This is a genomic window from Vibrio maerlii, from assembly GCF_003415655.1.
Taxonomy (GTDB): Bacteria; Pseudomonadota; Gammaproteobacteria; order Enterobacterales; family Vibrionaceae; genus Vibrio; species Vibrio maerlii.
This window is the reverse complement of the sequence record NZ_QRHC01000002.1, coordinates 265,999-289,617: the sequence shown is the minus strand read 5'-3', so window position 1 is coordinate 289,617 and position 23,619 is coordinate 265,999. Positions and strand designations below refer to the sequence as shown.

23 protein-coding genes are annotated in these 23,619 nt (G+C 43.8%); 18 read left to right on the top strand and 5 right to left on the bottom strand.

Annotated elements, in window-relative coordinates; genetic code table 11:
- Positions 1 to 81 precede the first annotated feature (81 nt).
- Positions 82 to 549 (bottom strand): hypothetical protein, encoded by a 468-nt coding sequence (locus tag DPF91_RS02260; RefSeq protein ID WP_206355538.1) that lies wholly within the window; start codon positions 547 to 549, stop codon positions 82 to 84.
- 399 nt (positions 550 to 948) lie between these two features.
- Between DPF91_RS02260 and DPF91_RS02255 the strand changes: the two genes are divergently transcribed.
- The 5 genes from DPF91_RS02255 to DPF91_RS02235 all read left to right on the top strand — a co-directional run bounded on the left by DPF91_RS02255 (position 949) and on the right by DPF91_RS02235 (position 4,080).
- Positions 949 to 1,533, top strand: coding sequence for an NAD(P)H-dependent oxidoreductase (locus DPF91_RS02255; protein ID WP_117233188.1), 585 nt, complete (start codon positions 949 to 951; stop codon positions 1,531 to 1,533).
- 90 nt (positions 1,534 to 1,623) lie between these two features.
- Positions 1,624 to 1,992, top strand: coding sequence for a winged helix-turn-helix transcriptional regulator (locus tag DPF91_RS02250; RefSeq protein WP_117232804.1), 369 nt, complete (start codon positions 1,624 to 1,626; stop codon positions 1,990 to 1,992).
- Positions 1,993 to 2,203: 211 nt separating this feature from the next.
- The gene (locus DPF91_RS02245; RefSeq protein WP_117232803.1) at positions 2,204 to 3,190 is read left to right on the top strand and encodes a permease; all 987 of its coding nucleotides are present in this window, start codon (positions 2,204 to 2,206) and stop codon (positions 3,188 to 3,190) included.
- Between the two features lie 49 nt (positions 3,191 to 3,239).
- Positions 3,240 to 3,488, top strand: coding sequence for a thioredoxin family protein (locus DPF91_RS02240; protein WP_117232802.1), 249 nt, complete (start codon positions 3,240 to 3,242; stop codon positions 3,486 to 3,488).
- 82 nt (positions 3,489 to 3,570) lie between these two features.
- The gene (locus DPF91_RS02235) at positions 3,571 to 4,080 is read left to right on the top strand and encodes a sigma-70 family RNA polymerase sigma factor (RefSeq protein ID WP_117232801.1); all 510 of its coding nucleotides are present in this window, start codon (positions 3,571 to 3,573) and stop codon (positions 4,078 to 4,080) included.
- Positions 4,081 to 4,263: 183 nt separating this feature from the next.
- Here the strand turns inward: DPF91_RS02235 and DPF91_RS02230 are convergent, their stop codons facing one another.
- Complete coding sequence (locus DPF91_RS02230; RefSeq protein WP_117232800.1) at positions 4,264 to 5,004, bottom strand: sulfite exporter TauE/SafE family protein; 741 nt, start codon at positions 5,002 to 5,004, stop codon at positions 4,264 to 4,266.
- Between the two features lie 281 nt (positions 5,005 to 5,285).
- On the opposite strand from DPF91_RS02230, the gene hpfG reads away from it, so the two are divergent.
- Both hpfG and hpfH read left to right on the top strand, forming a co-directional pair.
- On the top strand, positions 5,286 to 7,817 hold the full coding sequence (hpfG, locus tag DPF91_RS02225; RefSeq protein WP_117232799.1) for a (2S)-3-sulfopropanediol dehydratase: 2,532 nt from the start codon (positions 5,286 to 5,288) through the stop codon (positions 7,815 to 7,817).
- Positions 7,818 to 7,926: 109 nt separating this feature from the next.
- Entirely contained in the window at positions 7,927 to 8,883 is a 957-nt protein-coding gene (gene hpfH / locus DPF91_RS02220) for a (2S)-3-sulfopropanediol dehydratase activating enzyme (protein ID WP_117232798.1), read from the top strand.
- 200 nt (positions 8,884 to 9,083) lie between these two features.
- Here hpfH and DPF91_RS02215 read toward each other — a convergent pair whose 3' ends face one another.
- Together DPF91_RS02215 and DPF91_RS02210 are read right to left on the bottom strand one after the other, a co-directional pair.
- On the bottom strand, positions 9,084 to 9,842 hold the full coding sequence (locus tag DPF91_RS02215; protein WP_117232797.1) for a DeoR/GlpR family DNA-binding transcription regulator: 759 nt from the start codon (positions 9,840 to 9,842) through the stop codon (positions 9,084 to 9,086).
- 18 nt (positions 9,843 to 9,860) lie between these two features.
- Positions 9,861 to 10,754, bottom strand: coding sequence for a PfkB family carbohydrate kinase (locus DPF91_RS02210; RefSeq protein ID WP_117232796.1), 894 nt, complete (start codon positions 10,752 to 10,754; stop codon positions 9,861 to 9,863).
- A 264-nt stretch (positions 10,755 to 11,018) separates the two neighbouring features.
- Between DPF91_RS02210 and yihU the strand changes: the two genes are divergently transcribed.
- From yihU to DPF91_RS02165, 9 genes are all read left to right on the top strand, one after another.
- Positions 11,019 to 11,912, top strand: coding sequence for a sulfolactaldehyde 3-reductase (gene yihU / locus DPF91_RS02205; RefSeq protein ID WP_117232795.1), 894 nt, complete (start codon positions 11,019 to 11,021; stop codon positions 11,910 to 11,912).
- A gap of 75 nt (positions 11,913 to 11,987) precedes the next feature.
- Positions 11,988 to 13,049: an aldose epimerase family protein gene (locus DPF91_RS02200; RefSeq protein WP_117232794.1), complete on the top strand. Its 1,062-nt coding sequence runs from the start codon at positions 11,988 to 11,990 to the stop codon at positions 13,047 to 13,049.
- A gap of 150 nt (positions 13,050 to 13,199) precedes the next feature.
- Complete coding sequence (locus DPF91_RS02195) at positions 13,200 to 14,450, top strand: AGE family epimerase/isomerase (RefSeq protein WP_117232793.1); 1,251 nt, start codon at positions 13,200 to 13,202, stop codon at positions 14,448 to 14,450.
- A gap of 187 nt (positions 14,451 to 14,637) precedes the next feature.
- Positions 14,638 to 15,849: a low temperature requirement protein A gene (locus DPF91_RS02190; RefSeq protein WP_117232792.1), complete on the top strand. Its 1,212-nt coding sequence runs from the start codon at positions 14,638 to 14,640 to the stop codon at positions 15,847 to 15,849.
- 381 nt (positions 15,850 to 16,230) lie between these two features.
- Entirely contained in the window at positions 16,231 to 17,091 is an 861-nt protein-coding gene (locus DPF91_RS02185) for a class II fructose-bisphosphate aldolase (RefSeq protein WP_117232791.1), read from the top strand.
- Between the two features lie 166 nt (positions 17,092 to 17,257).
- Positions 17,258 to 17,878 (top strand): TRAP transporter small permease, encoded by a 621-nt coding sequence (locus DPF91_RS02180; RefSeq protein ID WP_117232790.1) that lies wholly within the window; start codon positions 17,258 to 17,260, stop codon positions 17,876 to 17,878.
- 12 nt (positions 17,879 to 17,890) lie between these two features.
- Entirely contained in the window at positions 17,891 to 19,180 is a 1,290-nt protein-coding gene (locus tag DPF91_RS02175; protein ID WP_117232789.1) for a TRAP transporter large permease, read from the top strand.
- A 100-nt stretch (positions 19,181 to 19,280) separates the two neighbouring features.
- A complete protein-coding gene (locus DPF91_RS02170; protein ID WP_117232788.1) occupies positions 19,281 to 20,327 on the top strand; it encodes a TRAP transporter substrate-binding protein in 1,047 nt (348 codons plus the stop codon).
- Positions 20,328 to 20,404: 77 nt separating this feature from the next.
- A complete protein-coding gene (locus DPF91_RS02165) occupies positions 20,405 to 20,671 on the top strand; it encodes a PTS sugar transporter subunit IIB (protein WP_117232787.1) in 267 nt (88 codons plus the stop codon).
- Positions 20,672 to 20,726: 55 nt separating this feature from the next.
- Here the strand turns inward: DPF91_RS02165 and DPF91_RS02160 are convergent, their stop codons facing one another.
- Complete coding sequence (locus DPF91_RS02160; RefSeq protein ID WP_117232786.1) at positions 20,727 to 21,608, bottom strand: LysR family transcriptional regulator; 882 nt, start codon at positions 21,606 to 21,608, stop codon at positions 20,727 to 20,729.
- A gap of 214 nt (positions 21,609 to 21,822) precedes the next feature.
- On the opposite strand from DPF91_RS02160, the gene DPF91_RS02155 reads away from it, so the two are divergent.
- Both DPF91_RS02155 and DPF91_RS02150 read left to right on the top strand, forming a co-directional pair.
- A complete protein-coding gene (locus DPF91_RS02155; protein ID WP_117232785.1) occupies positions 21,823 to 22,332 on the top strand; it encodes a YgjV family protein in 510 nt (169 codons plus the stop codon).
- Between the two features lie 81 nt (positions 22,333 to 22,413).
- Positions 22,414 to 23,463: a TRAP transporter substrate-binding protein gene (locus DPF91_RS02150; protein WP_117232784.1), complete on the top strand. Its 1,050-nt coding sequence runs from the start codon at positions 22,414 to 22,416 to the stop codon at positions 23,461 to 23,463.
- Positions 23,464 to 23,619 lie beyond the last annotated feature (156 nt).

The following is a 23,619-nucleotide window of genomic DNA, read 5'->3' as shown; positions in this document are numbered from 1 at the left end:
GCATTTTATTCGAGGGTGATGATGTAAGGAATAAAACTGTGAAGTCGATCTATGGTGGGTGTTTTATATAAAAGAAAAGAGTTATTTCCCGTAATCGGTGAGCATTTTTTTGAGAAGGCTATTAACGTCTTTGGTCTTTTTATTTCTTTTAGTCAAAGCACTTAATGAAGTCGGCATCTCTGGAGCTTCATCATTAATATTACTTTCCTCACGTTCTTTAAGTTTTTGCACCGCAGGAAGTAACATGCGGACTTCTTCACCAGCTTCATTCTCTAACACAACGATATTTTCTGATTCAACCTGAACGATAGTTAATAGTCCATGTTTTACAGATTCGACTTGTTTTCCAACTAATGGAGATTTTGGTGGGACAGAACGATCGGTTAATTGACCACTACGAAGTTTTGCTGCAGTGATTGAGCGAATATTTCCCGTTTCTTCAAAGGCAACAATAACGGTATGGGTATTGTAATACTCAATGACGGTGACATATCCATGTTTCTTTGTTTCGAATCTCGCACCTATTTGCATATCCTTTGGTGCGTCCATTTTCTTAATTTGCATCAGTACAGCCTTGAGCATTAACACTTCTTCTTTATGCAATTATATACGGCAAGCAAAAAATATTGCATTACCTATTAAGTAAAAACCTTGTCATTTATACGGTATAGATGATTTATATCAAGAGTGTTAGGTTCGTCATTACCCAAGGTGAGTCGTTATAAAGTGCGTTCAAAAAGCAAAAATAATCCATGCTAGAAAAAAGAACAGTTTTTTTACCATTACTGATCAGAGGCTTATGATAAAATTAGGGTGGTTACTAAAAGTATACTAATTGCACTTATTCTTCAGGTTACCATAATAAACCACATCAACACGGCGAATGAGTTCATTCACAGAGAAAAGAGCTTTGCCGTTATCATGAACAAGCAGTTTAAGGTAATTAAAATGAGCAATGTACTGATCATCAACGCACACGAAGTTTCTCCATACTCTCCTGGTAAGCTGAACGCGAGTCTTGTAGACAAAGCACAAACCATTCTAGAAGCTAAAGGCCACGAGGTTCGTGTTGTGACGATGCAAGATGAGATTGTCGCTGAAGAACAACTTGCACATTTCGAGTGGGCTGACCGCGTTATTATCCAATCTCCAATCAACTGGATGAGCGTGCCTTGGTCATTTAAAAAGTACATGGATGACGTATTTACTGCTGGTATGGGTGGTGCGCTGTGTGCGTTTGATGGCCGTACTGCAGAAGAGCCAAAGAAAAACTATGGTACAGGCGGTACTCGTACCAACTCTAAATACATGCTGTCTCTAACGTTTAATGCGCCAGAAGAATCATTGAACGATGAAAACGAATACCTATTCCAAGGTAAGAGTGTCGATGACCTAATGTTCCACATGCATGCAAACTTCCGTTTCTTTGGTATGTCTGCAATGCCAACATTCGCTTGCTACGACGTAATGAAAAACGCTGATATCGAGAATGACTTCAAACGTTTTGAAGCGCACATTAACGAGAACTTTTAATTGCTGATCCACTCAGTGATATACTGCCTTTAATTCAAGCGATGTGGATGAACCTCTACATCGCTTTACTGCATAAGTCCGGAGACATCGATGGAAAGCAAAATCAGTATTGATACCAAGGGCCGTAAGTCGGTAGCGAACGTGTGTAAAGAACCGTGCGCGATTGAAAAGGGCATGCGTTTGATTGGTGGTAAGTGGAAAGGCTCATTGATTTATCATTTGAAAGATGGTCCGGTTCGCTTTAACGACTTGGCGCGCATGCTAGGCGGTGCAAGCAAGAAGATGATTGATCAACGCCTCAAAGAGCTTGAAAGCGAAGGTATGATCATTCGTAAAGTCATCAGTGACCGCCCGATTGCAGTGAGTTACGAGTTAACCGAGTTCGGTAAAACTGCCCTAAAGATCCTTGATGATCTGCGCATATGGTCTGAAACCTACGATATTCAAATCAAAAAGTAGTCAGATCCATTTTATTTACTGGAATTTGTTCTTCTACATTGCCTTCCAACACACAAGCAAAACGCCCGAAGTTATTCGCTTCGGGCGTTTTTTTAACTGGTTTTTACAACGAGTGTTTAGACCCTAGTCGTAACTAAAAATAATCCAAGAAAGTGTGCATCCTTTTCCGACCCCAAACGTGTTAGGGGTAAATAGTTTAGAGGGTGCCACTATGTTGGACGTTTTTACCCATTTTACCGATTGGCTGACTCAATCCATCTTAGGCTTGGAAGCCAGTACTTCATTGGCGAAAGGTGTTCATTTCTTTATCGAAGACACAAGTAAGATCTTAGTCTTATTAGTTGTGTTGATATATGTCATATCGGCACTGAGAGCCAGTTTGAGTGTGGACAAAGTCCGCCAGTATCTTCAAGGCAAGCATCGCGGTGTTGGCTACTTCCTCGGTTCAATGTTTGGCGCAATCACACCTTTTTGCTCGTGCAGCTCGATTCCATTGTTTATGGGGTTTGTTTCAGCGCGTATTCCGATTGGTGTGACGATTTCATTTCTTATTACATCGCCTCTCATTAATGAGGTGGTGGTCATCATGCTTGGCAGTGTGCTTGGGTTGAAGTTCACCATCATGTACATCGTTATTGGCCTGTTGCTGGGTGTATTGGCTGGCTTTGTTCTTGATGCTTTTAGAGCGCATCGCTGGCTACAACCATTTCTTGCTGAAGCCTATCAAAAAGCTAACGCGTTAGATGAGTTGCCTAGTACGGAGATTGAATCGAAACCAATGACCTTTAAACAGCGTCATGAGTTTGCAGTAAACGAGACCAGCACTATCTTCAAGCGTATTTGGATTTGGGTCTTTGTCGGTGTGGGTATTGGTGCATTTATTCATGGATTTGTGCCAGCAGACTGGTTCGAACAAAACCTCGCACACGGGCAGTGGTGGACCGTACCACTCGCCACGCTAAGTGCTATTCCGATTTACACCAACGCAACGGGGATAGTGCCAATCATGGCGTCCTTGATAGATAAAGGCATGCCACTAGGAACCACATTGGCGTTCTGCATGGGAGCGGTCGCCGTGAGCTTGCCAGAGTTCATGATGCTTAAACAAGTCATGCAGTACCGACTGCTCGGAGCGATAGCCGGTTACTTGTTGGTGGCGATTTCCATCACAGGTTGGTTATTTAACTTTTTCTACTAGGGTCAATAGGCCCAAATTACAATAGAGCTAATGCTCACAGGAGTCTGATATGAAAAACATTCAAGTTTATGGTTCAGGGTGTAAAAACTGCGTAGTCACCGCCGAGCGTATTGCCGAGGTTGCACAAGAGCTAGGGCAACAAGTTCGTATTGAGAAAGTCACAAGCTTAGAAGCGATCATGAAAGCTAGCATCATGAGTACGCCAGGCATCGCAATTAATGGAGAGCTAAAACACTACGGTTCGGTACCATCTGTTGATCTGGTTCGCGATTTACTCAAAGAAGATGTTGTAGCGTAGAGGCAAGGAAAGGGTATCGCGCGTGCAGTACCTTTAATGAACACGCGCGACGGAGAGTCGAGATTCAAGAATGAAATGTCTGATGGATGCATGGAATCATGCTGAACCTAGCCTCTATGGTTGGCTGTTAAAGCAAACTCAGAACCCCCATGAAACGGAAGACATCATGCAAGAAGTGTTTCTGAAAGCTATGGGGAATAGTGAGCGTTTTTGTACATTGCAGGATGGCAAATCGTGGTTGTTTAAGATGACCAGAAACCATCTAGTCGATCAACTAAGACGGAAAATTCAATCGGTAGACATGAAAGAGTTTGGCACGCCAACAGAAATTTCTCCTGCCATGGTTCAGCTTCAGCGCTGCCTTCCCAAGGTATTAGTGAAACTCACGGATCAAGAACGTGATGTGATAGAGCAGTGCGACTTAAATGGTATGACGCAAAAAGACTATGCTGAGAAACACCAGCTCAGCTTACCAGCCGTTAAAGCACGTTTGCGTCGTGCTCGTATAGAGTTGAAGACCATTTTGGTCAGTGAATGCAAAGTCACTCAAGATCAAACCGGTGTCTGTTGCTTTAAGTCGTTTCGTTCATGAAGGTTTAGCTTTATTGCTTTATTGCTTTATTGCTTTAGAGCTGATCTCTATTGCTCGAGGTTTTAATCGTAAACATCGTAAAAAGGCTCGTATGGTGCAGTCTCCTTTGAGGTGACGCCATACGAGCCTTTCCTTTTTTTAGTTGGGGATGCTTTAGAAGCTTATTCTTTAAGAGCTTTGCTATTAAATACCAATATTCTTGAACACCAACATACAACCAATCACTAACAGGAAGCCGTGTACCAGTTTGTGGTAATCGATCTTGTATTTCTGTAGGAAGTGGTAGCCAATCATACCGCCTGCTAGGCCGACTGCGAACGCTGGTAGAGCAGAGATAACGTGTGAGATGACTTCTTCAGTCAACAAACCTTCATTCCAGAAACTTACGTTTGCACCGATCATTTGCAGCATAAAGAAGAACGATAGCGTTGCTTTTGTTTGGTCTGCTGTCCAAGGCTGCATTGATGTGTAAGCGATTACCGGTGGACCTGACTCACCCACGCTTGCTCCCAGTACACCTGACGTGAAACCCGCGCCCAGTGTGATCGGCATTGATGTCTTCTTGAAAAGAGGCTGTGTAGAGAACATCGAGTGGATGCTTGAGAGCACTAACACGATACCCATGGTTAGCAGAATGTATTGTGATGGCATGGTCGCCAGTAACTTAGCGCCAACAAAAGATGCTGGAACTGCACCTGCGAACAGAATCAAACCTGTCTTCGTCTGAATGGAATCACGCATCTTCCATACGATAGGAAGTGTTACCAACCAACCAAACACCCCTGCAATAGGAACTGCGGTTTGGGCACCAACAATGAGTGAAAGTAGAGGTACTGATACGAGTGCAGAGCCAAACCCAGTTAGACCCTGAGTAAAGCCCGCCAAGGCTATGATCAGCGAAATAAGAATTATCGTGGTGTCCATAAGTCCTGTTGAATGATGTTGGAAAATGTAGGGTCACTATAGACTTCTGGATTTTAATTACCGCCACATGTGTCACATTTTGTTGTTTTTTGTCAATTTGGTTTCGCTTTGTGATGATCATCGCAGATGATTTCTACCCCTTTCGTATAATGAATCCTGTCAAAAAGTCTTATGTCGTAACGATGGAAGCCCGAATAAGACCGGTCAAAATGCTCATGTCTATTTTTACAAGTGAACATCAGCATTTTGATTATTCGTATTAAATTTTTAAGAGGTAGCTGATGGATAACTTCCAGGCAGAAAAAGAGAATTTGTTTGAGTTAAATGCAACCCAGCATACAGATGCAAGAGGTGTAGAAGCGTTTGATAAGGTCTATGGGTTGGGTTACGAAGTCGGACATGAAGATTGGTCTCCGTTCCCGCGTGTAAATCGCCTACGCCAAACTTTTCTCGATCGCCCTTACGATGTTGACGTAGAGCGTCTTCGCTTGGTGACTCAGGCATACCAACAAAATGAAGCCGTGCCGCGCATCCTGCAATGTGCACTGGCTTTTGAAAATATCCTGCTGAACAGCACCCTGCATATCTATGATGAAGATTTAATTCTTGGTGAGATCGCTGCGCCTGCCAAAGCGTCACCTATTTACCCAGAGTTCTCTGTTGATTGGATTATTGATGAGATTCTTAACTCACCATTTGAAGAGCGTGCAAACGACCAGTTCTACATTCGTAATGATGAAGACCGTGCCGAAATTCTTGAGTTGTGTGAGTACTGGAAAGGCAAGACCACCAATGAGTTCATCACAGCACATCTAGATGAAGACCAGAAAAAAGGCTCTCACATGGGTGAGAAGGTGTTCCAAACCAACAACTATCACTTTGCGGGTATTGGTCATTTTGCTATGGACTTCAACAAGTTGATGACCTTGGGTTACGACGGTGTTCTAGAACAAGCGAAAACCGCTTTTGCTAATCTATCGAAGCAAGATCCTGACTTTGGAGAGAAGCGTGATTATTACAAGGCGACCATCATCTCTCTAGAAGCGGCGAAGAAATACATTACTCGTTACGCGCTATTAGCTGAAGATATGGCGTTTGAAGAGCAAGATGAAACACGCAAGCAAGAGCTTCAAGCGATTGCAGCGAACTGCTACCAAATTGCAGGTGGTACGCCGCAAACGTTCTGGCAGGCTGCTCAGCTATTCAACTTCGCTGTGACGATGACACAAATCGAAGGTAACGGTCACTCTATCTCTTATGGTCGTATGGACCAATGGATGTACCCGTTCTACGACAAGGACGTGAAAGAAAACGCGGTTACAAAAGAGTTCGTTCTTGAAGTACTAGAAGTGCTTTATGTGAAGATGAATAACCCAACTAAGCTGAAAGACAAGGGCACAGTAAAAGTGCGTAATGGTCGTGGTTTTGGTGGCGAAAGTCTAACCATTGGTGGTGTCGATGAAAACGGTAACGACGCAACCAATGACCTGACAATGTTGATGCTCGAAGCTTCGGCACATACTCGTATGATGAACCCGTGGGTATGTTTGCGCATGCATGAGAACACACCTCACGAGCTAAAAATCAAAACTATTGAGTGTGTTCGTGCTGGCTACGGTCACCCGAAACTGTTTAATGATGGTCCAGCAATCAAAGCGATGCAGAGTAAAGGCGTTACGGTAGAAGAAGCGCGTAACTATGCGGTAGTAGGCTGTGTGGAGCCAACCATTCCAGGTAAGGAGCACGGCTGGTTAGATGCGGGCTATGTGAATACAGCGAAGATGATGGAGATGGTGATCAACGGCGGTCGTATTCTTTCTGGCCCAAATGCTGGTATGCAACTTGGTCCTGATACTGGTAGCCTTGAGACTTACCAATCATTTGAAGAAGTTTTGGAGAGCGTGGATAAGCAATTTGCTTATTGGTGTGATCAACTGTGTAGCTGTTTGAACATTACCGACAAGATGCACCGTATGATCAAGCCGACACCGTACATCTCGGCGTTCTTTGAGGGCTGTATTGAGTCTGGTAAGGACATGACTTACGGCGGTGCCAAATACAATGGCACTGCGCCGCAAGCTGCGGGTATTGCAACCTGTGCGGATTCATTAGCAAGTATCAAAAAGCTGGTTTTTGATACGAAGAAATACACTGGCAAGCAATTGCTGGATGCTGTGAAAGATAATTGGGATGGTCACCAGAAGCTTTATGCACTGGTGAACAGCTCGAAAATTCCACATTACGGCAATGATATTGATGAAGCGGACGAGTTATTCTGCTTTATGTTTGAGTGTTACTGCCGCCATGTTCAAGGTCGCCAAAACCCTCGTGGCGGTAAGTTTAGCCCAGGTGTTTACACTGTAAATGCCAACGTGGGTATGGGTCTTTACACCAACGCATCGTTGGATGGCCGTAAAAACGGAGAACCAATCTCAGACAACATGGGGCCGGTTCATACCGCGGGTGGTTCGCATGATATCAAAGGTCCGACAGCCGTGATCAATTCGGTTACTAAGGTTGACCACAGCTTGGCAACCAACGGTACGTTGCTGAACTTACGCTTCCCAGAAGATGCCGTATCAGGTGTTGAGGGGCGTGACATCCTTGTAAGTTTTGTTGATGAGTACATCAACAAGCAGGGCATGCATGTTCAATTCAACATCATGAGCTCAGAGAAGATGAAGGCAGCGCAAAAGAACCCAGAATTGTACAAGGATATGCTTGTTCGTGTGGCGGGATACAGTGCCTACTTTGTGGAGTTGGGTAAGCCGTTACAAGATGACTTGATTCAACGTACCGAGCTACGATTCTAACGAGTAAACCGAATCGATACCCAAGCCATTCATTTCATCAGAAACTGACGGCTTGGGTTTTCGCGTTTCTATACCTAAGTGAAAAAGCGAAGACTGATAGAGGTATAAAGTGTCAGATCAAGCAACAGTACTTAATATACAGCGGTTTACCTTGCATGACGGCCCAGGTATACGCACCGAGATATTCTTGAAGGGCTGCCCATTACGATGTGACTGGTGTGGTAACCCAGAGAGCTTTAAACGCCGAATTGAAGTGGGTGTTTACAACAACAAATGCATTTCGACAGAACACTGTGGGTCATGTCGGGATATCTGCCCAGACAACAAAATGCTGATCTATTCCGACTCCATGCTGAAAGAGATAGACAGTCACCAATGCACAGGGTGTTTGGAGTGTGTCGAAGAGTGTCCATCTGAAGCCATCAAGCAATGGGGAGAAGAGATGACCGTCGATGAGTGCATGAAACTCATCATGAAAGACAAAGGCTTTTACGACCGCTCTGGTGGTGGTGTGACGGTTTCAGGGGGGGAACCATTGCTGCAAAGTGGTTTTGTGTTGGAGTTGTTCAAGGCTTGTCAGGAACAGGGGATCCATACCTGTCTAGAGTCGAGCTTCTACGCCAACTGGAACAGAATTGAGAAGGTATTGCCTTATACAGACTTGTTTATCTCTGACATTAAATTGATGGATAGCAATGACCACAAGAAGCATACAGGAGTCGATAATCGCAAGATTCTCAACAACCTAAAGCAACTATCGAAAACAGGTAAAGAGTTGATTTTGCGTATTCCGGTTATTCCAAACATCAACGATGACTTTGACAATATTGGGGCGACGGCTGATTTCATTCAACATGAGATGGGTGGCCAAGTTAAGGTTCTTCAATTGTTGAGCTTCATGCGTCTAGGGGAAGAAAAATACCAATCTCTGGGCTTACCATACAAGATGAAAGACTTAGAGTTTGATCGTCAAACGTTCCAGAATCGCGTCAGCAAAATCGCTGAGTACTTTAATGACAGAGGTATCTGCTGCTCAGTGGGTACTAAAGAGCAAGAAGCGGCTTGAGATCAAGAAGCTACTTGGTCAAAAAAATGACACGTTAGCTTTTCAAACTATGACCGCGGTAGATTTACCTCGAGATTGATTGTGGTCATCTATACCGAAGGCTGCTTACCCGATTAACATTAAAAACGCCTCAAACTTATTATAAGTTTGAGGCCTTTTGTTTATCTGAAGCTTAGCTAATAAATCAGCTGGAGCATAGTTTATTCACACACAACGACTTGGGTTTCACCTTTTTCCGTAATCGCTTCTAAGTTAGCGTTTAGAGGCTTGTCAGTGAATAAGTAAGTCGCATCAGTGATGTTACCCAGCTCAATGGAGCCCTTTGGAATCAGTTTGGTTGAGTCCAAACCAACGATCACATGGCGAGCTGACTTCATAACCGTTTGAGTAATCATAGTCTCGTTGAGATCATACTCAAGCAGTGTGCCATCAACATCGAGCGAGGCTGCACTGGTAATCAGGTAGTCAAAACGGAAGTTAGAGATGAAATCTAACGCCTCTGTTCCGACAATACCGCCATTGAATGCTTTTACCTTACCGCTTGGGATAAGCACATCGAAGCTCTTGTTACCGTGCAAAACATTCGCAACACGAAGGCTGTTAGTAATGATTTGCAGGTTGTTTTTCTCAAGTAGCTCGCTGGCAATCACCTCAGCCGTTGTACCAATAGTAATAAAGATGGTTGAGTTATCTGGGATAAGCTCAGCTATCGCTTTACCTATTGCTCGTTTTTGGTCAGTTTCTGACACCTTACGAACTTCGTAATCTAGGTTGGTCTTTGTTGCCGGAGAGCTTGCTCCACCGTGGTGACGAACAAGCAATCGCTGCTCACTCAATTTTTTAATATCACGACGGATAGTTTGTGTTGAGACATCTAGCTTTTCGGCAAGCTCTTCAACGGTGTAGTAACCTTTATCAATGACGAGCTTAATTAATTTATCTTGTCTTGGATTCGTCACGGTATCCCTTTTTAAGAATTAGTCTGCTTTACTCAATGTAACGTTTACGTCATTACGGCTTGGAATACCTTCACGACCACCGCGCTTAGTACACTTTAGTGCCGCTACTGTGTTCGAGAATTGTACTGCTTGGCGCGTTTCCATCTTCTCTGCAACCGCGACTGCGAATGCTCCGTGGAATACATCACCAGCACCTGTCGTATCGACAACGTCTACTTTTAGGCCTGATTGGTGTTTTAGTTCACCGTTCTCTAACCAATAACAACCCTTTGAACCGACTGTAACATAAACTTTACCTTCTGTACGTTCTTGAGCGATTTTGAGCCCTTTTATTGGATCTGTTTCACCAGTGAATTTCTCTAATCCAGGCTCTGAAAACGCTACATGATCAGCAAGTTGCACAAGCTCATCGATAGGCTCTGGTGTAAGATCCGCATCGAGTACGGAAGGGATGTTGTTGATTTTTGCTTGTTCTAGTGCGTATTTGGCACCTTCGATCCAGCGTACGTCTGTTAAAATTGTATTATATTTTGAAAAATCAACAGACTCTAGTGTTTTTGGATCACGGCTTAATGATGGGTCTTGGTAGTTAATAATCATACGCTCACCCTCGTCATCGACAAGGATTGCAGAGAAAGAAGAAGACGCATTCTGAATTTTCACACAGCTCTCTACGCCAACTCCGTAGCCAGCTAATTCAGTTAGCATAGTATCTGCAACACCATCACAGCCTACACGGCCAATAAAATCGACATCGTGGCCCAATCGAGCAACGGCTACAGCAGCTGTCGCCGCAGGACCACCGCCCACTTCAAAGTAATCTTTTGCCACAAACTTACCACCCGTTGTTGGTAGGCTTGCCACTCGTTGAATTCTATCTAGTACGGTAATACCTAGGCACGCTATAGACATAAGGTTTCTCTTCTTGTTTCTCGTTATATATGTTGTTTTGACCATCTATATAGACATTTCGTTTGTATAGAGGGCGATTAAAGTGCTTTCAGTATACCTATATGGAGGTTGTGGTCTGGGATAATAATCACAAAACAACCAAAATGGACATAAAACAACAAAATGTGACACGTGTGGCGGAAGTGGTGGTTCGAAATGTTTATATTGATTGCAAATCGACAATCATGTCATCAAACAGAACAAAACATATTTCAAGGAATTCACATGTCATCTATTGGTTTCATCGGTCTAGGTCAAATGGGCACTCCTATGGTTCGTACTCTTCTGAAGGGCGGCCACTCAGTAAAAGTATTCGATATCAACGAAGCTGCAATTCAGGCACTAGTCGCTGATGGCGCATCACAAGCTTCTTCAGCTGCTGATGCAGCTCTAGACTCAGAATTCGTAATTACAATGCTGCCAAACGGCGCGCTAGTTAAGAACGCAATCTTCGGTGAAAACGGTATCGCTTCTACATTAAGCAAAGAGTCACTGCTTATTGATATGTCTACTATCCACCCTCTAGAGACGGATGCACTCATTAAAGAAGCTGCAGAAGCAAATCTTTCAATGATGGAAGCACCGGTTGGTCGTACATCTGAGCATGCGGTTCGTGGTGAGCTTCTAATCATGGCGGGCGGTACTAAAGAGCAAATCGAACGTGCACAGCCGCTATTCGATTGCATGGGTAACGAAACAGTAGATTGTGGCGGTGCAGGTAAAGGTATCCGCGTTAAAGTGATCAACAACTACATGAGTATCGCACTGAACGCACTATCTGCAGAAGCGGCAACGCTTTCTGAAGCAATCGGCCTTGAGTGGGAAACAGCAATGAAAGTGATGAGCGGCACGCCTGCAGGTAAAGGTCACTTCACTACAACATGGCCAAACAAAGTATTGGCTGGCGACCTATCTCCAGTGTTCATGGTTGACCTAGCACACAAAGATCTAGGTATTGCATTAGACCTAGCAAACCAAGTTAACGTTCCAATGCCATGTGGCGCTGCATCTCGTGAGCTTTACAGCATCACTCGTGCAGCAGGCCGTGGTCGCCAAGACTGGACATCAGTACTTGAGCAACTACGCGTAACCTCTGGCCTAGAACCAAAAGTAAAATAATAAAAATTGAGACGGGGTGGGCATTAGCTCACCCTTTTTTTATTTGAGACACCTGTTCTTCTTGGAGAGATTAGCGTGAAAATTAGTGTCGAAAATTGGGGTGAAGTCGAAGGTCAATCCATACCAGTGAAGCTGTTCACATTAGAAAACAGTCAAGGTATGAGGATACAAGTGACCAACTATGGCTGTATTGTCACCTCTATTGAAACACCAGACCGTGACGGTAATAAAGCCGATCTTGTTCTGGGGTATGAAAGCCTAGAAAAATACCTAAATGGCCACCCGTTCTTTGGTGCCATTGCAGGCCGTTATGCAAACCGAATTAAAGATGGTCGCTATGAGCTGGATGGCGAAGCCTTTCAGCTAGAAACTAATGAGCCACCGACAAAGCAACATTTGCACGGTGGTAGCAAAGGCTTTGATAAGCATGTTTGGAATTTTGCCGTTGAAGAGCAAAAGGAAGCAATTTATCTACACCTGAGCCGAGTTTCTCCAGATGGTGAGTCGGGCTATGGCGGCAATTTGAATGTGACTCATACCATCGGCCTAGATGAAATGAATCAGGTTCATTACAACTTCAAAGCGACAACCGACAAGCCAACCGTGATCAACTTGGTCAATCACAGTTACTATAATTTGGCAGGCCATGATTCCGGCTCTATTGATGGTCATGAATTGAAGCTCTATTCAAATTTCTATACCCCGGTTACCGATAGATCAATCCCAACGGGTGAGATTCGCTCAGTTAAAGATTCTGGTCTGGACTTCACTGAAACAAAAGTGATTGGTCAGAATATGGATTTAATGCCAGACCGAGGGATTGACCATAACCTGATCATTGATGGCTCTAAGACCGAAGGTGAATACGCTTACGCTGCTGAGCTTTACGAGCCAAACAGTGGCCGTTTTATGACGGTACTCACCACTCAACCAGGAGTCCAGTTCTACAACGGTTTTAAGTTGTCGAACAAACCTTGGTTCGGTCGAAATGGCTTTAAATACGAATCTTGCGCGGGCATGTGTTTAGAGACTCAACACTTCCCTGACAGCCCGAACCAAGCGCATTTCCCATCAACTCGTCTGAATCCGGGTGAGGTGTTTGAAGAGAAGACTATTCATCGCTTTGGCGTGAAATAGTCAAAGAAAAAATTACATTTGCATGTCACTTTTTGTCTGTTTTTGTCCAAAAGTGATAACTAACTAACAGAATTAAACGTCACTGACTGGTACTTTAGATTCAACACAAAAATACAGTGACAACAAAATATAATAACGAGGAAACACCCTATGAAATGGATTAATACCAAATCCCATACCTCTTGGCTGGACACAGAAACAGACCGCATTTTTGAATTTGGTCGCAACTCTGTTGTTCCAAATGGCTTCGGCTGGATTGGTAATAACGGTAACGTTCGTGAAGAAATGGGTACTCGCCTTTGGATCACAGCTCGTATGCTTCACTGCTACGCACTAGCAGCACATATGGGTCGCCCAGGTGCATACGACCTTGTAGAGCACGGTATTAAGGCTCTTGAAGGTCCACTAAAAGATAAAGAACACGGTGGTTGGTTCGCAACGATCGATAACGAAGGCGAAGGCATCATGGATGAGTCTAAACAAGGCTACCAACATGCGTTCGTTCTACTTGGCGCAGCAAGTGCTGTTACAACGGGTCACCCTCGTGCTCAAGCGCTTCTTGATGAAGCAATTAATGTTTACGAAAACCGCTTCTGGGTTGAAGATCGTCAAATGTGTTACGAGTCTTGGGACCGTGCTTGGACGGAAACAGAAGACTACCGTGGCGGTAACATGGCAATGCACTCCGTTGAAGCATTCCTGATCGTTTACGATGTAACAAAAGATAAGAAGTGGCTAGACCGCGCATTAAACATCACTGAGTTCATGATCAACAAAACAGCAAAAGGTCTGAACTACCGTGTAAACGAGCACTTCGATTCTGATTGGAAACCACTTCCAGACTACAACAAAGAGACACCAGCAAGTCACTTCCGTGCATACGGCGGTACACCTGGTCACTGGATCGAGTGGGGTCGTCTAATCTGTCACCTACGTGCAACTCTACTAGAAATCGGTGAAGAAGCACCAGCATGGCTACTAGAAGATGCAATCGGTCTATTCGATGCAACAGTACGTGATGCATGGGCTGTAGACGGTGCACCTGGCTTTGTTTACTCAGTAGACTGGGAAGGTCAACCTGTTGTTCGTGAGCGTATCCGTTGGGCTCCAGTTGAAGCAATCGGTACAGCTTACGCGCTATACGCTGTTACAGGCGAGAAGAAGTACGAAGATTGGTACCGTACATGGTGGGATTACTGCCGCACTTACCTAATCGATTACGAAGGTTGTTCTTGGTGGCAAGAGCTTGATGCAAATAACCAAGCGGGCACAAGTAAGGTATGGGATGGTAAGCAAGACATCTACCACCTAATGCACTGTCTAGTGATTCCTCGTCTACCGTTGACTCCTGGTCTAGCTCCAGCGCTAGCAGCAGGTCGCTTGGATGAGAACCTAAAGTAATCTCGACGCTTTAGTAAATTGAATTGACGTATTGAAAGGTGATGGCTTCGGCTATCACCTTTTTTGATCTTACTGTCCTACCAAAAAGTAATTAACTGACAACACGTTATCGCTTGAATAAATTACGTTGTTTTCCATAATGAAACTCATTAACTCGAATACCGTAAGTGCGTAAGGATGTCATCAAATGGACTTATCAAAAAAACACGCTCTGTGGCGAAAGCCAAAGCATCACTTAGATGCAGATACCAGCAGTGATCATGTCCACTGGATAGAACTCTTCTATGATTTAGCCCATGTTGTTTCAATTTTCGTTCTCGGTAATTTTTTGAGTGATCACCTAGGTGTTACTGGGTTCCTAGTGTTTGCTGCACTCTTTACCGTGATTTGGTTTGCTTGGTTCGATCTGAGTCTTTTCAACTCGATTTACGTCAGTACAGACATACAACACCGTTACATTATGGCGGCGCAGATCGTCACTATCATGATCATGTCTTCCTCTATCGTGCACATAGATGGGGCTGGTTGGGCATACTTCGCTATTGGTTACGCCATTAACCGAGGGATCATGGCGTTACTCTATTACCGAGCGAAAACACTTGAGCAAGTGGAGGTCTGTTTGCCGAGTCGTATGGCTCGAAACTTTACATTAGGGGCTGTGATATTCCTTATCAGTGCCTTCCTGCCAGCTCCCTATAATTATTTAGCGTTTGGTGTCGGCATGTTGGTTTTGGCGGGGCTTTATGTGGCTCCGAAAATCGGTGTCCTTTACAGCGACCGTTTCCTACCACGCTTCGGTCACATGGCGGAACGTTTTGCCCTTTTGCTATTGATTGTTGCTGGGGAAGGTTTCTTTAAACTGGTCATTACCTTAGCAGAGAAGGGGATTGACAATGTCGTCGGTGACGTATTCGTTAACTACGCATTCGGTGGTCTGTCTATCTTCCTGCTGTGCTGGATCTATTTTGATTTTGTCGGTAATGGTAAGCCACGTGATACCAAACCGAGAACGCTCGTAAAATGGACCATCGCACACCTAGTGTTGATGCTTTCTTCTGTGACAATCAGTGTCGCCTTATCGGCAGAAGTTAAGGTTGGATTCATGGATCAGTTCCCATTCAAGTATTCCGTCCTTGGTTGTCTTGGCTTAGCGACCTACCTCTATTGCTTGTTGAAGATTCAGGAAGTGATTGAATTGCGTACCGCACATCGCTTTGGCACAGCGAAAGTACGCTACATTGGTATTGCGTTGTGTTTCGTTACGCTCGCCATTGTGTCATTTGTTCCTTCGTTTGTGGGCAACACAGTTTGGGGGCTTGCGCTGTTTTCTCAGATTTTCATTCCGGTAAGAACCGCCTTTAAGACGCTGACTAAAGAAGCAGAGCAAGGGGAGGACTAGTTCCCATCAATTTGTCTCAATAATAAATAGCCCAATAAACCTGTTAGTTATTCTTAAGGTCAACAGACCCTAATAAGGTTTATTGGGCTTTCTTGTGTCTCTAGAAAACCATATCGAGCCCAAGAACGCGTAAATTGAAGAGCTCCCGCATTGCTTCTCAACATTGTTTCCTATCTTTTCGTCCATAAATGTCCATTCGATTGTCAAAATCAACAGACTTTCCTGTCAAAACTTGTGGTCCAGTACTCAAAATTGTCCGTTTGTGTCTATTCTTGTAATAAAGTGTTAGCTGTTTAACAGAAATAGACACCTTTGATTGGTAACTTTGACCTCAACGAAACGAAAGTCGTAAAAGACACAAATTTATAAAGGAACAAAATAATGCCTTACGTATCTGGTAAAACAATGATTCAAGAAGCGTGGAACAACGGTTACGCGATCGGCGCTTTCACTGCACACAACCTAGAAACAATCAAAGCAGTACTACTAGCTGGTCAAGCTGAGCAATCTCCAATCATGATTCAGATTGGCCAAAAAGCGATTAACGAAATGGGCATGAAGCCACTACGTAACGCAATCGACTCTCTAATCGAGCATCACGAAATTACAATCCCTGTTTGTGTCCACCTTGACCACAGCCGTAAGTTCGAGCAATGCATGGAAGCTGCGACATGTGATTTCCAATCGCTAATGTTTGATGGCTCTGCACTTCCTTTCGAAGACAACATCCGCATCACTAAAGCAGTAGTCGATGTTGCAGCTGCTCTTGGCCTAGGCTCTGAAGGTGAAATCGGTAAGATCGGTGGCACTGAAGATGACATCACGGTTGATGAGAAAGATGCAATGATCACAACAGTTGAAGAAGCTCTAGATTTCTCTGAGCGCACTGGCGTTGACTACCTAGCGGTTTCTATCGGTACTGCTCACGGTGTCTACAAAACAACACCAGAGCTTAAGTTTGACCGTTTGACTGAAATCAAAGAAGCAGTGAAAAAACCAATCGTTCTTCACGGTGGTTCTGGTGTGCCAGATGACCAAGTTGTTGAAGCAGTTAAGCGTGGTGTTGCGAAAATCAACGTTGATACAGAGCTTCGCCAAGGCTTTATCTCTGGTGTTCAAGCACACTGGGATGAGAACCGTAACGACTTCATTCTTGCTGATGTAATGAACACAGGTATCGCATCAATGATGGAAGTTGTACAACACAAAATCCGTCTATTCGGTTCAAACGGCAAGGCATAATTCAACAGAAATGTCCGTAATGTGACATTAACCCTACAAAAAATGACACATTGTTTCTGGTTGTGAAAATAGTCACGGAACAGAATAACTATCTAAGTTATCAATGCACTTCCAGTGAACAATGTGTTGTTTCCATAATTTATAATTACAATTCTTAGGTGATTCTATGCTACGAGCAATTGAAAAAGCATTGAATACAGTGACGACTCCAGTCTCAAGACTTTTACGGCATGTAGCGGGTATTTTATTGCTAGTCATGACAGTAATTGTTGTCGCTCAAGTTCTTTTCCGTTATGTGTTTAATGTGCCTCTAAGTTGGACTGACGAATCTTCACGATTCCTAATGATCTACATGACGTACCTTTGCCTACCTTTCGTTTACCTCACAGACAAAAACATCGCGATGACGTTTTTGACTGAGATCTTAGAGAAGAAAGCGCCACGTCTCTATGCAGCGTTTGCACTTGTTGCACACATTGCAGCAATTCTAGTGTTCCTAGTTTGGATCAAGTTCGGTTGGAACTTCTTCAACACAGGTTCGGTAATGGCGGACAGTCTTCCTATCCCAATGTACTTCGTTTACATCATCCCACCAGTGATGATGGCTGTGACTATCGTGTACGCAGTACAAAAGGCTATCGCATCAATTCGCGGCATTCTGGGCGATTTTGAAGACGTATCTCAAACCGCAAAAACGACTGGTCTATATGAAGGCGGCCAACAAGCAGTTGAATCAACGGAAGAGCAAGAAGAATCTCCGTTGGTTGAATCTAAGACTGCGGCTTAAGAGGGTGTTGTAATGGTTTCTCCAATTTTTATTCTATATTTCTTAATTCTTCTGATTGTCGGTGTACCTGTACTGTTTACACTCGGTCTATCGCCAATCATTACGTTATTCCAAAATGACCAAATGCTGTTTGCGAACATGCTTTATCAGCGCCTTTACTCTGGTCTAGATAGCTTCCTACTACTTGCACTACCATTCTTCATGCTGGCGGGTGAGTGCATGACAGCGGGTGGTATCACACCACGTATTATCGCTTTTGCTCAGACTATGGTTCAGCATCTACGCGGTGGTCTTGGTCACGTAGTTATCCTTGCAGCAACTATTTTTGGTGCTCTAACAGGTTCAGCGGTAGCGGCAACTTCAGCGATCGGTGGCATGCTTATCCCTGAAATGAAAAAGTACAAATATGACACGGGCTACTCAGCGGCGCTTACAGCAGCGGCGACGGTACTTGGTAACATCATCCCACCATCAGGCATCATGCTTATCTACGCGTTCGTAATGAACACGTCAGTAGCGGCAATGTTCCTAGCGGGTGTAACACCAGGCATCATTTTCTGTCTTGGCCTGATGATCATGAACCGTATTCAGATCAACAAGTACCCTGATGTAAAACCTATGGAACGTGCGCCAGCAATGGAGCGTCGCCAGGCATTCAAACTTGCGATTGTTCCTCTACTAACGCCAGTTATTATCCTAGGTGGTATCTACGGTGGTATCTTCACTCCGACTGAAGCAGCGGCAGTAGCGGTAGCGTACGCAATTGTTGTATCGCTATACATCATTAAGGCGACAAACGTTAAAGCAACTTACGCACTATTTGCGAAAGTAGCAGTGAATGCAGCATCTATCCTAATCATTGTTGCGGCGGCAAGTGGCTTCGCATCGCTAATCAGCTTGTCTGGTGTATCGACGATGGTTGCTGACTTCATGAACGGCATCACAGATAACCCATACTTACTGTTTGCAATCATCAACGTATTGCTATTCCTAATCGGTATGTTCCTAGATGCGGGCCCAGCGATTCTTATCTTCGCACCAATCTTCGCGCCAATCATGACAGCAGCGGGTATCGACCCTGTTCACTTCGGTGTGGTTATGTGTGCAAACCTATCAATCGGTCTAGCAACACCACCAATGGGACTTGTACTGTTCGTCGCATCAGGCGTATCGAAAGTACCAGTATCAGAAATCTCTAAGAAGATTATCCCATTCTTGATTGTTGAAATGGCACTTATCTTCATCATCTCGTGCTTCCCACAATTGGTGATTGGTCTGCCTCAAGCGTTCGGCATCATGTAAGCAATACAAATAACGGCACACTCAAGGGACAAAGAGCCCGGCAACAAAGCCAAGGTGCCGTTATTAAAATCAAAGCTATATCCTACAAGGATTTAAAATAATGAAAAAAACACTTCTAACACTAGCGACTTCTACCGCTCTACTTGCAAGTGCTGCAGCAACGGCTGCAACAGAGTTCAACGTGGTTCATCTGACTTCACCAGACAGTTACAACCACCAGTCTCTGCTTGTATTTAAGAACCACCTAGAGACTCGTTCTAACGGTGAACTTAAAGTAAACATCTACGGTTCGGGCCAGCTTTGTGGCTCAGGTAAAGAGTGTATTGCTGGGGTTCAAGCAGGTATGTTTGATTATTTCCCAACAACAGTTTCTGAAATCGCTTACTACTGGAAACCTGCAGAATCATTCGACCTACCATACCTTCTACCAAACGACCGTGTAGCTGAGTGTGTATACGGTAACGACGAGTTTATGTCTGATGTTCGTAAGAACGTAATCAAGAAGGCACCAAACACACGTCTAATGATGGTAGCGAACTCGGGCGGTTGGCGTAACTTCGCAACAACGAACAAGGCGATCAAGACTCCTGAAGATGTGAAGGGTATGAAGATTCGTACGGTTCCAGCTAAGGTTCAGCAAGACCTAGTGAAAGAGCTTGACGGTTCTCCAACACCAATCGCATGGCCTGAGGTATACACCGCGCTTTCTACTGGTGTTGCTGAAGGTACTAAGAACGGTATCGTTGATATCATTCAAAGTCGTTTCCATGAGAGCTTAGACTACCTAACACTAGATGGTCACGCATATATGGGCGGTGCTTGGGTGATGTCTGACATGAAGTACAACTCACTTTCTCCAGAGCTTAAGCGTGTGGTTCTTGATGCAATCGAAGCGCAGCAGCAGTACCTTAACTCGTATCCTAAACACAACGAGTACGCGTCTTACGAAACATTTAAGCAAGCGAACGGTACGATCTATAACCCAACACCAGCTGAAAAAGAAGCATTCAAGGCAGCGACTAAGCCAGTTATCGACAACTGGGCTGCAAATGCCGATGCAGAAGGTAAAGAGTGGCTAGAGCGTTTCCAAACTCAAATCAAAACGTGTGAAGCAGAAATCGAAGCTTCATACAAGCTGACTATGTAATTACTGGTTAGCTAAATAATTGGTAACGACTGAAAGTGCTGGCCAATACGCTGGCACTTTTTATTTAGGAGAAAGGTATGATTAATGACAAAGGCGACCTAAAAGCGAAGGCGCGTAAAATCCTTGCTGGTTTAGGTGGTATCGAGAATATCGTCGAAGGCACCATTGATAACTGTGCAACGCGCCTTCGTATCCAGGTAAAAGACACGGGTGCAGTAGATGAAAAAGTCTTAAAACGACAAGGCGCTCTGGGTTTTATCCACCTACCAGAAAATCATGTTCAGGTAGTGTTCTTTGATGTGCATACACTCGCTGATGAGTTAAGAGCACAAGCTGTCACTTAAGCAAGAAGCAAAATATATAGTTTAAATTCAAAGGTCTAGCGTAGTGCTAGACCTTTTATTTGTGCTCAGTTTTGCTTGTCGCTTCAACATGTTCAATGAACTTTGTACAGATTGGGTCGATACGTTCAGAGTTCCAAACCAAACCGACTTCCCAACTCGCATGATCACCCGTTAAAGGAATGAAACGGATCTCTGGCTGGCTAATGCGTGCCACACTGGCTGGAATAATAGTGTAGCCCAAGCGCGCGGATACCAATGCTAGTAGAGTCATGATGTCATCGGCTTCTTCTACCGCAGTAAGCTGTTGCTTTGCTTCCCATAAGTAAGCGCTAATATGTTTAAGCATGGTTGGGTTTTTGTTTGGACTTAACCCAAGGTAATCGTGATGACTTAGCGAAGCCCATAGGTCGTTTTCATCGGTCATTTCCTGTTTATGAATCGCTATTGCCAACTGATCACTAAATAGTGGAAACGTTTTCAGTGGTGCCTCTGCTGGTAGTCTATCGAAACCAACTTGAATGTTTCCTAGCATCAATCCTTCAATCATCTTATGTGACGGAAAGTCGTTTAAGCTGACATGAACATTCGGATGATCTTGCTTGAATTGAGCGATATATGCGGGGGCTTCATAAAAGGAAGAAATACCAAAGCCAATATTTAGGTGTCCAGATGTGCCCTCTGCCACATAGCTGGAAAGCGTTTGGAAAGATTGAAAACTCTTGAGCATTCGCTTGGCTTCAGGCAACAAAATCTTACCCATTGGCGTCAGTTCGGCACCGTGCCTGCCACGTTCAAAAAGTGTGACATCTATCTGTTCTTCAAGGCGTTTTATCTTCTTTGTTAGGGCTGATTGAGTGATAAACAAGTGCTCTGAGGCGACTCGATAATTTTGATCTTCAGCCAGCTGACAAAAAGTGCGAAGTAAATCTATATCCATTCCGGTTTGGAATCAAAAAATGAATTTGTTTCATTATATATAATGAAAAAATTAATTTATAGTTTGTTTTGTGTTTAGGGGGTAGAAGTCCTAAACGTTAAAGTGTTTTTTAATATTATTTGCCCTGTGTTTATCTCTATTAATAAATCGGAATAGTTCGCAGGGCCCTTTTTTAAAATGCAAGAATTATATTAATAGAGAGAGCGAAATATTGATGAGCGACACATTTATTCAAGCATTAGGATTTGTCGCTTTTGGTTTTAATATTTTGGCTGCTTCTACGGTGAATGATAACCGCATGAAAGCTCTGATTTGCTTATCATGCTTAACCTTCTCTCTACATTACACATTGCTCGGAGCACTTGTTGCTGGTTTAAACCTGTTTGTTAACTCTTTTCGAGCATTTATTTCGTTGAAATTTAAAGGAATAAAGGTCTTCTGGTTCTTTGTTCTATTGCAAGTTGCACTCAGTGCTTACGTTTATACAAGCCCAACTGATTTGCTGCCAGCAGCTGCATCACTAGTGAGTTGTTACGCTCTGTTTTGTGCTGAAGGTCTGCGAATGAGAATAGCGTTTCTCATCTGTACCCTAATCTGGATGATTAATGCGTATATTGTGGGTTCGTATGGTGGAATATTAAATGACACGTTTAATGCAACCATGCTTTGCATCACAATATTCAGAATTAAAAGAGAGCGAAAGCTTCAAATACAAGCTCAATAATAATTAATTACAGAAAATGTGATCTAATTAATTGAAAACATATTCAATCGGGTCACACCAATAACATTGAAAGGACTTATCATGAAAAAAACACTATTAGGTTTAGCTGCTGCTTCTCTATTTGCTGCTGGCGCTGCTAACGCTGCTGATTACAAGCTGACTGTACCGCATGTAACTTCTACAGATGGCTATAACCATCAGTCACTACTTGTGTTTAAAAACTACGTAGAATCTCGTTCAAACGGCCAAATCCAAGTTGATATTTACCCTTCTGGCCAGCTTTGTGGTAACGCAAAAGAGTGTATGGCGGGTGTTCAAGCGGGCATGTTTGATTACTTCCAAACCACAATCCCTGAGCTAGGTAACTTCTGGCAGCCAATCGGTGCATTTGATATGCCATACATGCTACCAAGCGACCGTGTTGCTGAGTGTGTATACGACAACGAGCAGTTCATCGGTGACGTTCGTAAAGAACTAGCAGCAAAAGCACCTAACATCCGTTTGATGATGGTATCTAACTCTGGTGGCTGGCGTAACATCGCAACTACGAAGAAGCAGGTTAAGAGCCCTGAAGACGTGAAAGGTCTAAAACTTCGTACAGTACCAGCGAAAACTCAGCAAGAGCTAGTGAAAGAACTAGGTGGCGCACCTACGCCAATCGCATGGCCTGAAGTATATACAGCGCTATCTACAGGCATGGTTGATGGTACTAAGAACGGTATCGTAGACATCATCATGAACAAGTTCCACGAAAGCCTAGACTACATGATCCTTGACGGTCACGGTTACATGGGTGGTGCTTGGGTGTTCAACGACAACAAATTTAAGTCATTCCCAGACGAGCTAAAACAAGTCGTTATCGATGGTGTTGCAGCGCAAAACCAATACCTACGTGCTTACCCGAAACATAAAGAGTTCACAGCATACGAAGAGTTCAAGAAAGCAGGCGGTACGGTATACAACCCAACGGCTGCAGAGAAGCAAGCATTCCAAACTGCTGCGGCTCCAGTTAAAGAGTCTTTCCTAGCGACTTCTGGTGCTGAAGGTAAGAAGTGGATGGAACGTTTCGAGAACGAAATCAAAACGTGTGAAGCAGCTATCCAAGCAAACTACGACATTCAATTTAAATAATCGTCGCACTTAATCATTTTAAAGCGCACGTTTGTGCGCTTTTTTTAGCCCTAATTTTTAAAATACCAGTCGAATTAATTGGATGCTCAGAAAATTGCGTAGGAAAAACCGCTTAGAACAAGGCAAAGATTGCAGCTAGCTAGTTACTCTACCTAC